At 72.2% G+C, this 14,551-nt stretch carries 18 protein-coding genes; 1 reads left to right on the top strand and 17 read right to left on the bottom strand.

Annotated elements, in window-relative coordinates:
* Nucleotides 1-30: 30 nt before the first annotated feature.
* The gene (locus AB0G63_RS15235) at nt 31-600 is read left to right on the top strand and encodes a M23 family metallopeptidase (RefSeq protein WP_360749858.1); all 570 of its coding nucleotides are present in this window, start codon (nt 31-33) and stop codon (nt 598-600) included.
* Nucleotides 601-967: 367 nt separating this feature from the next.
* Here the strand turns inward: AB0G63_RS15235 and AB0G63_RS15230 are convergent, their stop codons facing one another.
* The 17 genes from AB0G63_RS15230 to AB0G63_RS15150 form a co-directional block, all read right to left on the bottom strand.
* Nucleotides 968-1,525, bottom strand: a complete 558-nt coding sequence (locus AB0G63_RS15230; RefSeq protein WP_360749929.1) for a helix-turn-helix domain-containing protein — start codon at nt 1,523-1,525, stop codon at nt 968-970.
* A gap of 72 nt (nt 1,526-1,597) precedes the next feature.
* Nucleotides 1,598-2,440, bottom strand: coding sequence for an RNA polymerase sigma factor WhiG (gene whiG / locus AB0G63_RS15225; protein WP_360749855.1), 843 nt, complete (start codon nt 2,438-2,440; stop codon nt 1,598-1,600).
* 288 nt (nt 2,441-2,728) lie between these two features.
* Nucleotides 2,729-4,078 carry a DNA-processing protein DprA gene (gene dprA / locus AB0G63_RS15220; RefSeq protein WP_360749852.1) on the bottom strand — a complete coding sequence of 450 codons (1,350 nt, stop codon included), beginning with the start codon at nt 4,076-4,078 and terminating at the stop codon, nt 2,729-2,731.
* On the bottom strand, nt 4,075-5,700 hold the full coding sequence (locus AB0G63_RS15215) for a YifB family Mg chelatase-like AAA ATPase (RefSeq protein WP_360749849.1): 1,626 nt from the start codon (nt 5,698-5,700) through the stop codon (nt 4,075-4,077). The genes dprA and AB0G63_RS15215 overlap by 4 nt, the downstream gene beginning before the upstream one ends.
* A complete protein-coding gene (locus tag AB0G63_RS15210) occupies nt 5,700-6,062 on the bottom strand; it encodes a YraN family protein (protein WP_360749846.1) in 363 nt (120 codons plus the stop codon). Before AB0G63_RS15210 ends, AB0G63_RS15215 begins: the two co-directional genes overlap by 1 nt.
* An 88-nt stretch (nt 6,063-6,150) precedes the next feature.
* On the bottom strand, nt 6,151-6,459 hold the full coding sequence (locus AB0G63_RS15205; RefSeq protein ID WP_003965949.1) for a DUF2469 domain-containing protein: 309 nt from the start codon (nt 6,457-6,459) through the stop codon (nt 6,151-6,153).
* Nucleotides 6,460-6,515: 56 nt separating this feature from the next.
* The gene (locus AB0G63_RS15200; RefSeq protein WP_360749843.1) at nt 6,516-7,022 is read right to left on the bottom strand and encodes an NUDIX hydrolase; all 507 of its coding nucleotides are present in this window, start codon (nt 7,020-7,022) and stop codon (nt 6,516-6,518) included.
* A complete protein-coding gene (gene lepB / locus AB0G63_RS15195; RefSeq protein ID WP_360749840.1) occupies nt 7,012-7,791 on the bottom strand; it encodes a signal peptidase I in 780 nt (259 codons plus the stop codon). Before lepB (AB0G63_RS15195) ends, AB0G63_RS15200 begins: the two co-directional genes overlap by 11 nt.
* A 149-nt stretch (nt 7,792-7,940) precedes the next feature.
* Nucleotides 7,941-8,936: a signal peptidase I gene (gene lepB / locus AB0G63_RS15190; protein ID WP_360749837.1), complete on the bottom strand. Its 996-nt coding sequence runs from the start codon at nt 8,934-8,936 to the stop codon at nt 7,941-7,943.
* A complete protein-coding gene (gene lepB, locus AB0G63_RS15185; RefSeq protein WP_360749834.1) occupies nt 8,824-9,930 on the bottom strand; it encodes a signal peptidase I in 1,107 nt (368 codons plus the stop codon). The genes lepB (AB0G63_RS15190) and lepB (AB0G63_RS15185) overlap by 113 nt, the downstream gene beginning before the upstream one ends.
* Entirely contained in the window at nt 9,923-10,639 is a 717-nt protein-coding gene (lepB, locus tag AB0G63_RS15180) for a signal peptidase I (protein WP_360749831.1), read from the bottom strand. The genes lepB (AB0G63_RS15185) and lepB (AB0G63_RS15180) overlap by 8 nt, the downstream gene beginning before the upstream one ends.
* 45 nt (nt 10,640-10,684) lie before the next feature.
* Nucleotides 10,685-11,035, bottom strand: a complete 351-nt coding sequence (gene rplS / locus AB0G63_RS15175; protein WP_324788877.1) for a 50S ribosomal protein L19 — start codon at nt 11,033-11,035, stop codon at nt 10,685-10,687.
* Nucleotides 11,036-11,170: 135 nt separating this feature from the next.
* Nucleotides 11,171-12,004, bottom strand: coding sequence for a tRNA (guanosine(37)-N1)-methyltransferase TrmD (trmD, locus tag AB0G63_RS15170; protein ID WP_324788876.1), 834 nt, complete (start codon nt 12,002-12,004; stop codon nt 11,171-11,173).
* Nucleotides 12,001-12,546, bottom strand: a complete 546-nt coding sequence (gene rimM, locus AB0G63_RS15165; protein ID WP_360749826.1) for a ribosome maturation factor RimM — start codon at nt 12,544-12,546, stop codon at nt 12,001-12,003. The genes trmD and rimM overlap by 4 nt, the downstream gene beginning before the upstream one ends.
* A 278-nt stretch (nt 12,547-12,824) precedes the next feature.
* Nucleotides 12,825-13,064 (bottom strand): RNA-binding protein, encoded by a 240-nt coding sequence (locus AB0G63_RS15160; protein WP_003973401.1) that lies wholly within the window; start codon nt 13,062-13,064, stop codon nt 12,825-12,827.
* A 2-nt stretch (nt 13,065-13,066) separates the two neighbouring features.
* Nucleotides 13,067-13,495, bottom strand: a complete 429-nt coding sequence (gene rpsP, locus AB0G63_RS15155; protein WP_351887286.1) for a 30S ribosomal protein S16 — start codon at nt 13,493-13,495, stop codon at nt 13,067-13,069.
* 333 nt (nt 13,496-13,828) lie between these two features.
* Entirely contained in the window at nt 13,829-14,425 is a 597-nt protein-coding gene (locus AB0G63_RS15150; RefSeq protein ID WP_360749821.1) for a hypothetical protein, read from the bottom strand.
* Nucleotides 14,426-14,551 lie beyond the last annotated feature (126 nt).

Raw genomic sequence — 14,551 nt, 5'->3', positions numbered from 1 at the left:
CGGCCGACGGGGGTGCGGGACGGTTCCGGCATGCGAGCGAAACGAGACACGGGCCGGGCGGGCGCGGTGCTGCTGGGGGTGGTGTCGGCCGTCCTGGCGCCCTGGGCATGGGCGGACGCCCCGGTTGGGCCGAACGGGTCGGTTCCTCCGGTGCCCGCCCTCGCCCGGGTATGGCCGGTGGGCGACCGGCCGGCGGTGCTGCGCGGCTGGGAACCCCCGGCCACGGTGTACGGCCCGGGTCACCGGGGCGTGGATCTCGCGGCGCCGGCCGGGACGCCGGTACGGGCGGTGGCGGCGGGGCGGGTGTCCTTCGCGGGCCGGGTGGCGGGCCGGGGAGTGGTCTCCGTGGCGCTGGCGGGCACCGGGCTGCGGACGACGTACGAGCCGGTGCGGGCGTCGGTGCGGACGGGGGACGACGTGGCGGCGGGCGAGGTGGTGGGCACGGTGGAGCCGGTGGCGGCGCACTGCGCGGTGGTGTGCGTGCACTGGGGGCTGCTGCGGGGCGGGACCTATCTCGACCCGCTGTCGCTGCTGCCGCCGTGGCTGCTGGGCAGGGGACCATCCCGCCTGCTGCCGGTACTCGGCGTACCGCTGCCGTAGCCGACCGTAGCCGACGACGTAGCCGACGACGTAACCACTGCCGCGGGCCGGGCCGCTGCTGTCCGGGCGCCACGACCGTGCCCCGTGCGCCGCCGCATGCCCCGTGCCCCGCCGCATGCCCCGTGCCCCGCCGCTTGCCCCGTGCCCCGCCGCTTGCCCCGTGCGCCGCCGCGTGCCTGTGTCGCATGCCGCGAGGTGTGCCGTTGCCGCGAGGTGGCCGAGCCGCCGCCATGATCGCAAACCGCGGTGAAGGCATGACCGGGCCGCGCCGGCGTCGCGACCGCGTACCGTCCCTCTGCGGCGACCGTGTGCCGCCCCGCCGCGCCGTCCGCGCTCCGTCCGCCGCCGTCGCCGCGGGGCATGCGGGTCAGCCGCGTACGCCGCGCAGTGCCATCGCCACGGCCGCCTCCGTGATCGCCGCCGGGTCCTCGGCCGCCCCCAGCTCGATCCGCCGTACGGCCGCGTCCACGACGCCCTGGAGCAGCATCGCGGCCAGCCGCGGCTCGGCGTGGCCCATCTCGCCGAGGGCCTCGACGATCAGCGCGACGAGGCCGCCGTGCGCGGCCCGGATCTTCTCCCGGGCGCCGGCGTCGAGTTCGCTCGCCGAGATCGCGACCACGGCCCGGTGACGCCGGTCCCCCACCAGCGCCAGCTGCCGACGCACATACGCCTCGACCTTGGCCTCGGGCGTGCGCTCGAGCTCCATCGCCGCGGCGACCTCGGCCGCCCAGACGGGGAAGTCGACCTCGCACAGCTCCTCGACGACCGCGGCGCGCGAGCGGAAGTACTCGTACACCGACGACCGCGCGAGGCCGGTGCGCTCGGCGAGGGCCGGGAAGGTCAGCGCCTCCGTCCCGCCCTCGGACAGCAGCGACCGGGCCGCGTCCAGCAGGGCGGCTCGCTGCATCGACCTGTGCTCGGCCACGGAGGCCGCTCGAATCCTTGGCACGTCGACCACTTTACGGACGCGCCGCCGCGGGCGGGAGTGACGCGTCGTTCAGCGGCCGAAGGACGCCAGCTTCGCCCGCAGCTGCAGCACCGACTTGGTGTGGATCTGGCTGACCCGGCTCTCGGTGACGCCGAGCACGTTGCCGATCTCGGCGAGCGTCAGCCCCTCGTAGTAGTAGAGCGTGACGACGGTCTTCTCACGTTCGGGCAGGGTGTTGATCGCCCGCGCCAGAAACCGTCTGAGCTCGCGGTCCTCGGCGACCTCCACGGGGTCGTCGGCGGCGGTGTCCTCCAGCGTGTCCATGACGCTGAGGCCGTCCCCGCCCTCTCCCCCGACGTGCAGCAACTCCTCCAGTGCCACCACGTTGGCCAGCGACAACTGGCTGAACACCGAATGGAGTTCCTCCACGGTGACGCCCAGTTCGGCGGCCACCTCCCCCTCGGTCGGGGTGCGCCTGAGCCGCGCCTCCAGCGCGGCGTACGCCCGCTCCACGTTCCGCGCCTTCTGCCGCACCGACCGCGGGATCCAGTCGAGCGCCCGCAGTTCGTCGATCATCGCGCCCCTGATGCGGGTGATCGCGTACGTCTCGAACTTGGTCTCCCGGTCGACGTCGAACTTCTCGATCGCGTCGATGAGCCCGAAGACCCCGGAGGAGACGAAGTCGGCCTGTTCCACGTTGGGCGGCAGACCGACGCTCACCCGGCCCGCCACGTACTTCACCAGGGGCGAGTAGTGCAGGATCAGCTGCTCCCGCAGCCGCTCGTCTCCCGTCGCCTTGTACGACCGCCACAGCTCGTCGAGCGTCGAGGGAGCGGGCGGCCGCACGCTGCCACCGTCGCGGGCGGCTGGGGGGATCGCCGCCCGGTCGGACCCGGAGGTGTGCTGGGGCATTCGTCGCCTTGTGCCGTTCTGCCGTGAAGTGGGGATGCCTGGGGGAGCTGCCGCTTGGGTGTCGAGTGTCGAGATTGCCTGCCATGGCCGGTCTGCGCCGGAATCCTCGTGAGCGTAGCGTGACTGCGGCGTCGCGGTGCGCGAAGGGTGGAGTGCCACGCGTCCGCAGATACGTTCCGTGAGGCACGCCCGGCGTCACACTGATCGCTCTGCGTGATCGGCACGGCGGGCCAACTGCGGGAATTTCCACCGGTGTCCGGCCTCCCCCGGACGGCCGAACACGCTCGGTCAGCACCGGCCGGGGTCCGCGCGGACCGAGATCATCGCCTGGCGTGTCAACTTCCAGCCATCGCCGTGTCGTTCGACGTAACCGAGTGATCGGAGTTCGTACAGTCTCGCGATGGCGTCGTCCTGCGTGGTCTGCGCGCCGCGCGCGATCTCGCCGGGCGGCGCGGCGCCGCGGCCGGGCAGCGCGGCGAGGACACGGCGGGCCGCGGGTTCGAGGAGGTCGCGGGGCAGCACGGGGCCGTGGCGCGCGGGTGCCAGTTCTCCCATGTCGCCGACCAGTTCGACGACCTCCGCGGCATCGGTGACCAGTACCGCCTCCGAGCGCAGCAGTTCGTGCACGCCCGCGGAGAGGCTGCTGGTGGCCGGCCCCGGGACGCCCATCGTGTGGCGGCCCAGGCGCAGCGCGGCCCGCGCCGTGGCCAGCGAGCCGCTGCGGCAGGCGGCCTCGACGACCACGGTGCCCCGGGTCAGCGCGGCGATCACCCTGTTGCGCACGATGAACCTGCTCGGCGTCGGGTGGTCGCCGGGCGGCAGCTCCCCGATCACGAGTCCCTGCTCCGCGATCCTGGTGATCAGCGCGGTGTGGCCGCGGGGGTAGGGCCGGTCGACCCCGCAGGCGAGTACGGCGACGGTGGCGCCGCCGGCGCCGAGCGCGCCGCGGTGGGCGGCGCCGTCGACTCCGTAGGCGCCGCCGGAGACCACCACCCAGCCGCGTTCGGCGAGGCCCGCGGCGAGGTCGGCGGCCATGTGCGCGCCGTACTCGGTGCAGGCGCGGGCGCCCACGAGGGCGACCGATCTGAGCGCCCACATCCGCAGGCTGGGCCGTCCCCGCACCCACAGGCCCAGGGGCCGCGCGTCCCCCAGGTCGTCGAGCTGCCCCGGCCATTCCACGTCCCCGGGCGCCACGAACCGCGCCCCCGCGTCACCGGCCAGAGCGAGGTCCCGCCGGGCGTCGGCACGCTCGGCCCGGGCCCGCAGCCCGTCCCACCGCCGCCGGCTGATCCCCGGCAGGGGCGCGTGGTCCCCCGCCAGGCGCCGGGCGACCTCGCACACCCCGTGCTCCCGCACCGAGCGTCCGACGGCCTCGTCGCCCGGCTCGGCGACACGGGCGAGGAAGACACGGGCGAGCAGCTCACGGTCGCGGTCGCCGCTGTCACGGTTCCCAACGCGATCGTCGCGGTCGCGATCGTCGCGATCCCGGTCGCGATCGTCGCGATCCCGGTCGCGGTCGTCGCGGTTGCCGCTGTCGCGGTCCCAGGCGCGGTCGTCGCCGTCGCGGTTCCGGTCGTCGTGCCGGTCGCGGCCGGCGGGGCCGACGGGGGCGACGGGGCCGCTGGTGCTGTTGTTCATGTCAGTGCCCCGATCGCCATGGGCACCCCTCGGGGCACGCCGGTGCGCAGTTGCAGTGCCAGGGCGACATCCGTCGCGTCGGGCCGGTCGCGGCCGGCCAGGTCGGCGACGGTCCAGGCGACCCGCAGCACGCGGTCGATGCCGCGTGCGGTCAGGACGCCGCGCTCCAGGTGGCGTTCCGCCTCGTCCATCGCGCCCGCCGCGGCCTGCCAGCGGCCGCGCAGTTCACGGCCGGGCACCTCGCCGTTGGTGCGCCACGGGGTGCCCGCGAGCCGGGCCGCCGCCCGCTCCCTGGCCGCCCGCACCCGGTCGGCGACCGTCGCCGTGGTCTCGCCCCGGGCGCCGTGCCCGGTCAGCTCGGCGCGAGTGACGCGGTCGACCTCGACCCGCAGGTCGACGCGGTCGAGCAGCGGTCCGGACAGCCGGGCCTGGTAGCGGCGGATCACCGAGGGCGGACACTCGCAGAAGTCGTCGGTCCGCGAGAAGCGGCCGCACGGACAGGGATTGGCCGCGAGCACCATGAGGAACTTCGCCGGGAACCGCACCACACCGGCGCTGCGGGCGATCACCACGTGCCCGGCCTCCAGGGGCTGCCGCAGCGCGTCGAGGGCCTTGCTGCTGAACTCGGGTGTCTCGTCCAGGAACAGGACGCCCCGGTGGGACAGCGACACGGCGCCGGGCCGGGCGGTGTTGGGGCCGCCTCCCACCAGCGCCTGCATGGTCGCCGAGTGGTGCGGGGCGCAGTAGGGGGCCGCGTCGATCAGGGGTCTGCCCGGCGGCAGCAGCCCGGCCACCGAGTGCACCGCGGTGACCTCCAGGGACTCCTGGCGGGTGAGCCGGGGCAGCACGGCGGGCAGCCGCTCCGCCAGCATCGTCTTCCCGGCGCCCGGCGGCCCTTCGAGGAACAGGTGGTGGCCGCCCGCCGCGGCCACCTCCACCGCCGTCCTCGCCGAGAGCTGCCCCACCACGTCGGCCAGGTCGTGGCCCGGGTCGTGCGGTGCGGCGCCCGCGCCGGGACTCCCGGTGGCCGCGCCGGCGCCCGGCACCCGCAGACCCGCGAGCAGCGGGTCCGGGCGGCCCTGCTCGTCCGGTTCCTCCTCGGGCACGGGTTCGTCGGCCAGGACGGCGATCAGCTGCCGCAGGGTGCGCACTCCGAGGACGGACACGCCGGGCACCAGGGACGCCTCGGCGGCGGCGCACTCCGGCACGACCACCTGCTCGTAGCCGGCGTCCGCCGCGGCCAGCACCGCCGGGAGGATGCCCCGCACCGGTCGTACCCGTCCGTCGAGCCCCAGCTCCCCGATCATCACGATGTCGGCGAGCACCCGCGGGTCGATCCGCTCGGCGGCGCCGAGCACCGCGCACGCCACGGCGAGGTCGAAACCGCTGCCGGCCTTGGGCACCGAGGCCGGGCTGAGTCCGACCGTGAGTTTCTTCTGCGGCCACTCGCCGCCCGAGTTGACCACGGCCGCCCGTACCCGGTCCCGGCTCTCCGACAGGCTCTTGTCCGGCAGGCCCACCAGCGTGAACGCCGCCACGCCCGGTTCGAGATCGGCCTGGACCTCTACCAGCACGCCCTCGACGCCGACCAGCGCCACCGAGCACGTGCGGGCGAACCCCATCACGCCACCCCCCGGGCGTGCTCGACCACGGCGGCGCCGCGGTCGGGGAGCAGGACGCCGATCAGGTCGATGCGGACTCCTCCCGGTGGGGCGCCTCCGTGCTCCTGCGCCCAGCGCTCCGCCAGCCCGCGCAGCCGGTCGCTCTTGGCCGCGGTGACCGCGGCCATCGGATGCTCGAAGGAGCCCGCCCGGCGGGTCTTGACCTCGCAGATCACCAGGACGTCGCCGTCCCGGGCCACGATGTCGATCTCACCCGTCCGGCCGCACCGCCAGTTGCGTTCCACAACGGTCATCCCGGCCTCGGCCAGCCTTCGCGCGGCGAGTTCCTCGCCGTACCTGCCGAGCGCGCCTCGTGCGTTCATGTCGGCACCACCTCCGGCGCCAACCGTCACGCATCCGGCCCGACCGTGTTGCGGCCGGTGGACTACTCACCGGTTGTGGACAACTCCGTCACCCGCCGGGAAGCTCCAGGTCGCTCTTGTTCAGCTCCTCGATGTTCACGTCCTTGAACGTGAGGACGCGGACCTGCTTCACGAAGCGAGCCGGCCGGTACATGTCCCACACCCAGGCATCCGCCATCGACACCTCGAAGAACACCTCGCCCTGGACCGAGTGCACCTGCATCTCGTAGTCGTTGGTCAGGTAGAAGCGCCGCTCGGTCTCGATCACGTATTTGAACAGACCGACGACATCGCGGTACTCCCGGTAGAGCTTCAGCTCCATCTCGGTCTCGTACTTCTCGAGGTCCTCGGCGCTCATGGCATGTTCCCCTTCAGCCGTGCGATCCCACCATTGTGCGCCAGTCCCGCCAGCCCCTAGACGATTTCGGTGTCCAGGGTCACGGGCCCGGCCGGGGGACCTTCGTCGAGCAGCCTGCGCAGCAGCTCGGCGAGTCTGGTCGGATACACCGTCTCATGTGCCCGGGTCAGTTCCTGACACGTCCACCAGCGCGCTCCGGCGACGCTGCGCCGCTCCAGCTCCGTGAGGGCCGCGGCCTCGATCACGGTCTGGCTCGTACGGGCCAGGTAGTACCACTCGTCCTGGTCCCAGCGACGGCCCGCGAACGGGAACGAGCACGTCCGCCGCCACAGCACCGGCCCGAGTTCCACCTCGGTGATGCCGGTCTCCTCGGCGAGTTCCCTGAGAGCGGCCTCCTCACGAGTCTCGGCGCCCTCCAGACCGCCGCCGGGCGTGAACCACCAGTCGTCGGCCGGATCGTCCGGCTCGTGACCGTGCAGCAGCAGGATGCGGTCGTGCGGGTCGAGCAGGACCACGCGGGCCACCTTGCGCAGCCCGTCCGGACCGGATTCCTCAGCGGACACCCACGGGCTCCGTCCCGGTACGGGAGCGACGGCCCCCCAGCCGCTTGGCGACGGGCCCGTACGCGCCGCCGCCGAGGACGAGCACCGCGCCGACGACGATCATGGTGACGATCGTGCGCAGCGGACCCGGCGAGGACAGCGCGCCGAGCGCCTCGAACCCGGTCGGCTTCTTCAGCATGCCGCCCATCGGCCAGACCACGGCGTCGACACGGGCCGTCACGGCACCACGCGCGACCGTGCCGCCCGCGGCGTCCGTGAGGTGGGCGGTGGAGTCGAGGGAGCCCTGCCGCTCGTCGCCGAGCAGGAACAGCCGGCCCTTGGGGACGGTGACACTGGGGAAGTTCTTGATCTCGGCCAGGCTGCCCGCGGGCAGGTACGGCTCGTCGATCTGCTTGCCGTTGACGGTCAGCTTGCCGTCCGTGCAGCAGGAGACCTTGTCGCCGCCGACCGCGACCACGCGCTTGACCACGGCGGCGTTGGTGACCCAGCTCTTGTCCTTGAAGACGACGACGTCGCCCCGGCGGACCTCACCGCCGTCGATCCGCTGCGCCAGCACCCGGTCCCCGGCGTCGATCGTCGGCGACATCGAACTGGTGGGAACCGTGTAGGGGCGGTAGACCACCGCTCCCCAGGCGAACCCTCCGAGGAACAGCACAATGCCCAGCGCGACGGCCAGCCCGGACAGTCGCTGTCCGGTCCTGCCGGCCGCCGGGCCGGTGCCTGTGCCGCCGCTGCGCGGGGCCGTACGCGTCGTGCTCTCGCCACCCATGGGTCCGCACCCTACCCGGCGGTACCTGACCCGGTCAGCCCTTGTGGAACGAGCACGGTCACAAGCTCCCCCGGGGTTTCACACGGCGGCCGGGGCACGTCGGGCGGGCCTCAGCCGTTCTCGGCGGGCGGGGGCGCACCGGGCGGGACTCAGCCGTTCCCGGCCGCCGCGCCGCGCCGGCGCCGCCACGGCACCAGCGGCACCGCACCGGCCAGCGCCAGCGCGTCCGGGGCGGCCGTCAGGGCGCGGGACGCCGACGACCGGTCGTTCAGGCCCGGCTGGTCGAAGGTGTCCGGGACCGGGAGGGTGTCCCAGCGGTTGATCGGCCAGGCGATCACGACGGCACGGCCGACGACCTTGCTCACCGGCACCATGCCGTTGTGCTTGTCGTCCCGGTTGTAGCGGGAGTCGCGCGAGTTCTGGCGGTGGTCGCCCATGACCCAGATGTAGCCCTTGGGGACCTTCACCGTGAACTGGCCGCCCTGGTCGTCGACGCTGCAGGGCGTGTTGCCCGCGTAGACGAACGACGTCTCGTTCAGCGCCTTGCCGTTGACCTTCACCGGGCCGCTGCCCTTGCAGGAGATCGTGTCGCCGCCGACGCCGATGACGCGCTTGATGAGGTCCTTCTCCTCGGCGGACGGCATCAGGCCGATCCAGCTGAGCACCTTCTGCAGCGCGTTCGGGTTGGGCGTGGGCTCGCCCGCCAGCCAGTTGTCGGGGTCGTGGAAGACGACGACCTCGCCGCGCTCGGGCTCGGAACCGAACCAGGGCGTCAGCTTGTCGACGAGGACGCGGTCCCCCTGCTGGAGGGTGTTCTGCATCGAGTCGGACGGGATCGAGAACGCCTGCACCAGGAACGTCTTGATCAGCAGCGCGAGCACCAGCGCAATGCCGATCAGGATGGGCAGCTCCTTCCAGAAGGAACGCTGCTTCCGCTGCCTGGGGGTCGAGTCGCCCGGCCCGTCGTCCCGCGGCCCGGAGCCCTGCTCGCCGGCGGGCTCGTCCGTGGGGCCGCCCTGGTCCGCCGCGGCGTCACTCCCGGAGGTCACGGCGCCGTCCGCGGCCGGGACGGCTGATTCCGCTGGGCGTCCGCGGTGCTCCTCGCCGTCGTGTCCGGACCGTGCGCCAACCGCCACATCCCCCACGCCAACTCCTTACTCTCTGCCGCCGCCTGCCCCATACGCGGCGCAGGCCCACTACTCCCATAACGAGCGGGAGTTCCGCAGGGCTCGGGAGTCGGATCGTTCCGTTCGATTCGTCGGAGGCAACCCTATGCGACAGCCGGGAGGACGCAGTCGTCCCCGACACCGAGTCGGACACCGAAGCGAAAGTTTTAGGTTCTTTCAAGGTGGTCCAGTGACCGAACGGCCAGGCGATGACCATGGCCCGGCCCACCACCGAGTCCTCGGAGACCGTGCCGCCGTAGTCGGTGTCCTGGTGCGCCCGGGAGTCCGCGGAGTTGGCCCGGTGGTCGCCCATCACCCACAGCCGCCCCTGCGGGACGGTGATGTCGAACTGCTGGTCGGACGGGGTGTTCCCGGGGTACAGGTAGTCGCCCTCGTTCAGCGGCACGCCGTTGACGGTGACGCGCCCCTGGCTGTCGCAGCACTTGACGTGGTCGCCGCCCACGCCGACGACCCTCTTGATGAGGTCCTTCTCGTCGGCGGACGGCAGCAGGCCGATGAAGGTCAGTCCCTCCTTGACCTGCTTGACGACGACGGGGTCGTCCTTCTTCGTCGTGGTCTGCTCGTCCTGGAGCCAGCCGCCGGGGTCCTTGAAGACGACGACGTCCCCGCGCTGGGGCTTGGAGCCGAACCATGGCGTGAACTTGTCCACCAGGACGCGGTCGCCGATGCGGATCGTCTGCTCCATGGAGCCGGACGGGATCACGAACGCCTGGACCAGGAAGGTCTTCAGGACCAGGGCGATGAGGACGGCGACGCCGACGAGGAGCGGTATCTCCTTGACCGCGCCGCGCCTGCGCTTCCGCTTCACCTTGCGCTGCAGCTTGCGCCGCTCGGCGCGGCTGCGGCCGCCGGCGGACGGGGCGGAGGTGCGGCGGGTGCCGGTGGGCAGCAGGTCCTCGGCGCCGAAGGGGCTGCTCGGCCCCGTGCGGCGCGGTTTGCCGCGGTTACCCATGGGCACCGCCCGTCGCGGGCACGCGCGCGTAGGCGCTGGGGCGGTGCAGCCGGGCCCAGTGGGCGGACGGCCACACGATCCAGTCCGCGCGGCCGACGACCCGGCCGACGGGGATCATGCCGCCGCCGGGCGAACCCAGGTGGTCGCGGGAGTCGGCGGAGTCGCCGCGGTGGTCGCCGAGGACGAAGAGAGTGCCGTCGGGCACGACGACGTCGAAGGGCACCGTGGACGGACTGTCACCGGGGTACAGGAAGTCCGACTCGTCGACCGACCGGCCGTTCACCTCGATCCTGCCCTCCTCGTCGCAGCAGACCACGTGGTCTCCCCCCACACCGACAACGCGCTTGATGTAGTCGGCGTCCCCGAAATACCCGGTTCCGTCGAACACGACCACATCGCCCCGCCGCGGCTCGGCACCGAAACGGTACGCCAACTTATTTACGAGAACGCGGTCCCCGATCCTCAATCCCTGTTCCATGGATGCGCTGGGAATCTGGAAAGGCTGCGCCACGAACATGCTGAGGAGCAGCAGGAACGCCAGGCAGACCAGCAGGGTCAGGGTGATCCGCCCGCCGGGCAGCCAGTCGGTGATCCGCGCCGCCCACGACGAACGCGACCGCCCCTCGCGCGCTCCGGTGTCCGAGGTCTCCTCGGAATCGGAAGGGCGTGAGGAGCGGTCGCGCTCCGTCGGCTGTGCTTCGGTGTCCATCGGGGTCAGATGCTATCCGCCCCCGCTGAGACCACCCGGAAGCGCTCAGTTGTCGCGCTTCTCCTTGATCTTCGCCGCCTTGCCGCGCAGCTCGCGCAGGTAGTACAGCTTGGCGCGACGCACGTCACCGCGGGTGACGAGCTCGATCTTCTCCACGATCGGGGTGTGCACCGGGAAGGTGCGCTCGACGCCGACGGAGAAGGAGACCTTGCGGACGGTGAAGGTCTCGCGCACGCCGGAACCCTGGCGGCGGATCACCACGCCCTTGAACTGCTGCACACGGGAGCGGTTGCCCTCGATGACGCGGACGTGGACGTTGACGGTGTCACCCGGGCGGAAGGCCGGGATGTCGCTGCGCAGCGACGCGGCGTCGACGGTGTCGAGCAGGTGAGACATTTCGTCTGCTTTCTTCGCTGATGCCACAGGTCATCAACGGGAACGGGGATTTCGGAACGGAGCCGTGCGCGGTCGGGGCGGGCGTCGTGTCCCCCTGTGGCAGGGGCGCCACACCGGACGGCGCACAGCAGCGGCCTATTCTTCCACGCCCTGAGGCCTGCGCCAAAATCGGCCGTACGGCTCCCCCGCCGGGTCGGGTGACCAGCCCAGGATCGACAGCATCTCGCGGTCCTTCTTGTCGAAGGCCTTCGGCTCGCACCGTTCGATGAGGTCGGGCCGGTTGGCCGTGGTGCGCCGCAGGGCCTCGTCGCGGCGCCAGCGCGCGATCTTCCCGTGGTGGCCGCTGAGCAGCACGTCGGGGATGGGGCGGCCGCGCCACTCGGGCGGCTTGGTGTAGACGGGGCCTTCGAGGAGGTTGGCCATGGCGCCGGGGGCGAAGGAGTCGTCGCGGTGGGACTCGGCGTTGCCGAGGACGCCGGGCAGCAGCCGGGCCACCGCCTCGGTGACGACGAGGACGGCCGCCTCGCCGCCGGCGAGGACGTAGTCGCCGATGGACACCTCGTAGACGGGCACGCGGGTCGCGTACTCGTCGACGACGCGGCGGTCGATGCCCTCGTAGCGGGCCGGGGTGAAGATCAGCCAGGGGCGCTCGGAGAGTTCGACGGCGAGTTCCTGGGTGAAGGGCCGGCCGCTGGGGGTGGGGACGATCAGGGCGGGCGCGCGGGAACCCGTCTCGTAGCCGTCGGCGAGGATCTCGTCGAGGGCGTCCCCCCAGGGCTCGGTCTTCATGACCATGCCGGGGCCGCCGCCGTACGGGGTGTCGTCCACGGTGTTGTGGCGGTCGTAGGTCCAGGAGCGCAGGTCGTGGACGTGCACGTCCAGCTGTCCGCGCGCGCGTGCCTTGCCGACCAGGGAGACGTTCAGGGGTTCGAGGTACTCGGGGAAGATCGTGACGACGTCGAGTCTCATGCGCTGTCGTCCCTGCTGGAGGCGGTCTCCGCCCGGTCGTCGATCAGGCCGGGGGGCGGGTCGATGACGGCCTTCTGCTCCTCGAGGTCGATCTCGGTGACGATCTCCTGGACGAACGGGATCATCACCTCGCTGCCGTCGGGCCGCTCCACGATGAACAGGTCCTGCGAGGGCAGGTGCGAGATCTCGGTGATCCGGCCCACCTCCACGCCGTCCTTCGTCACGACGTCGAGGTCGATGAGCTGGTGGTCGTAGTACTCGTCCTCCTCCTCGGGCAGCTCCTCCGGGTCGATCTCGGCGATCAGGAGGGTGTTGCGCAGGGCCTCGGCGGCGTTGCGGTCGGCGACGCCCTCGAAGCGCAGGAGCAGGCGGCCGCTGTGCACGCGGCCGGTCTCGATGGTGAGCGGTCCCACCGAGGCGGGATCCGTGAACAGGACGGCGCCGGGCGCGAGCCGCAGCTCCGGCTCGTCGGTACGGACCTCGACGGTGACCTCGCCCTTGATGCCGTGGGCGCGGCCGATCCGCGCGACTACCAGCTGCACTTGTATGAATCTCCTGTCATACGACTACGGGCCGGGGACGGCTCACTGGCCCTCCCCGGCCCTCAGACCGACCCTGCGGATCCTGTCGCAGACGCGGGGCCTGGCATGCCCGTCTGCGGCGTTGTCGTCAGTCGCCGACGCTCCGCGTCGACTCCCTCCTCCGCCTTGCAGCCGGACGCACCAGGCCCCGCTCACGTGCATTGAAGAGGAACCGTCGGTTCCCTGCGACCTGATCCGCCGGGCCGGCCCGAGCCGGTGCTGCGTGCTGCGTTTCGGCGTCAGCGGACGTGGTCGACGTCGACGAGGTCGACGCGGACACCGCGGCCGCCGATGGCGCCCACGACGGTGCGCAGAGCGCGTGCGGTGCGGCCGTTGCGGCCGATCACCTTGCCGAGGTCGTCCGGGTGGACCCGGACCTCGAGCACGCGCCCGCGGCGCAGGTTGCGCGAGGCGACCTGCACATCGTCAGGGTTGTCGACGATGCCCTTCACGAGGTGCTCGAGAGCCTCCTCGAGCATGCTCAGGCCTCGGTCGACTCAGACGAAGAGGACGCAGCGGCTGCCTCGTCCTTCTTCTCAGCCTTCTTCTTCTGGGTGATGGCCTCACCCTTGCCCTCGTCTTCGCCACCGAGGGCCTCGAACGACGGACGCGTGGCCTTCTCGGCCGGCTGCAGCAGCGGAGCCGGGGCGGGCTCGCCCTTGAACTTCTGCCAGTCGCCGGTCTTCTTCAGGATGGCGAGAACGGGCTCGGTCGGCTGGGCGCCGACGGAGAGCCAGTACGCCACGCGCTCGGCGTCGACCTCGATGCGCGAGGGGTTCTGCACCGGGTGGTACAGGCCGATCTCCTCGATCGCACGACCGTCACGACGGGTACGGGAGTCGGCGACGACGATGCGGTAGTGAGGCGAACGGATCTTGCCCAGACGCTTCAGCTTGATCTTGACTGCCACGGGAGTGGGTTCTCCTGGATTTGACGTGGTTGGGCACGGCGAGACGGCCGCGTGGGGTTGCGGTACCCGAGTGCCCGATGGACGCGTCAGCCGGAGGAGAGAGGGGTCCTGTGCGGCTGTCGAGTACAGCTAGCCATTGTGCCATACCCGGCGGGTCCCTTCCTCCGGGGGAGGCCTGGCCCGTCCCCGGGCACGCCTGGTCGGCATCCGGCGCTGAGGTGGGGTCACCGGATGCGCGGCCGGCGTGGCGAGGGGGCGCCGAGGAGGGCGGCGCCCCCTCGTGCCGCGCGCCGTACCGGCAGCCACGAGATGCCGGTACGACCCGCCGGGCGGTTACGCCGCTCCCGCGACCTCGGGGATCCGGAACGGCTTCCCGCAGCCGCCGCACACGATCGGCGCCTGGGCCAGCACGGACGGGACGACCCGTACGTTGCGCCCGCAGTCGCAGACGGCCTTGACCCGCACGCCGCCCCCGGAGGAGCCGTGGCGGGCGGCCGGGCCGCGGAAGGTGCGGGAGGTGTCGGCGGAGGTGGCGGCCGTGTGGGCCTTCAGGGCGCGTTGCAGCCGCTCGATCGTCGGACGGTAGCGGCTCTTGGCCTCGGGGCTGAGCGTGACCAGCGAGAAACCGCTGCTGGGGTGCGGTTCCTCGGGGTGGTCCAGGCCCAGCTCCTCGGCGATGGCGAGGAATCTGCGGTTGTGGTAGCGGCCGGCGCGGGAGGTGTCGCGCACGCCGCGCGCGGCGGCGATGCCATGGACTGCCTCATGCAGCAGTCGCTCGAAGGAGAGCTCGTGACCGCACGCGGACGACGACTCTCCGATCAGGGACTCGGGCGCGGCCAGATCGGGCAGTTCGGGGTGGTACCGCTGAATGTCGGCCCACGCCTCTGCCAGCTCTGCGGCGAGAACAGGTGGTGTCTGTGTCGTGCTCACGTAATGACAACGAGCGGGAGTGCCGCTGTGTTCCGATTCCGGGGCATCCCAAATAATTTGCACTTACCCGTCAGTTGCCGCTGATGCGTCCTGACGAGGGCGGGTGCGCTGATCTGCGGAGAAGCG

This window comes from Streptomyces sp. NPDC020996 (assembly GCF_040641355.1).
In the GTDB taxonomy this organism is placed as follows: Bacteria; Actinomycetota; Actinomycetes; order Streptomycetales; family Streptomycetaceae; genus Streptomyces.
Note: the sequence above shows the minus strand (reverse complement) of the source record. Positions and strands in the feature narration are given on the sequence as shown.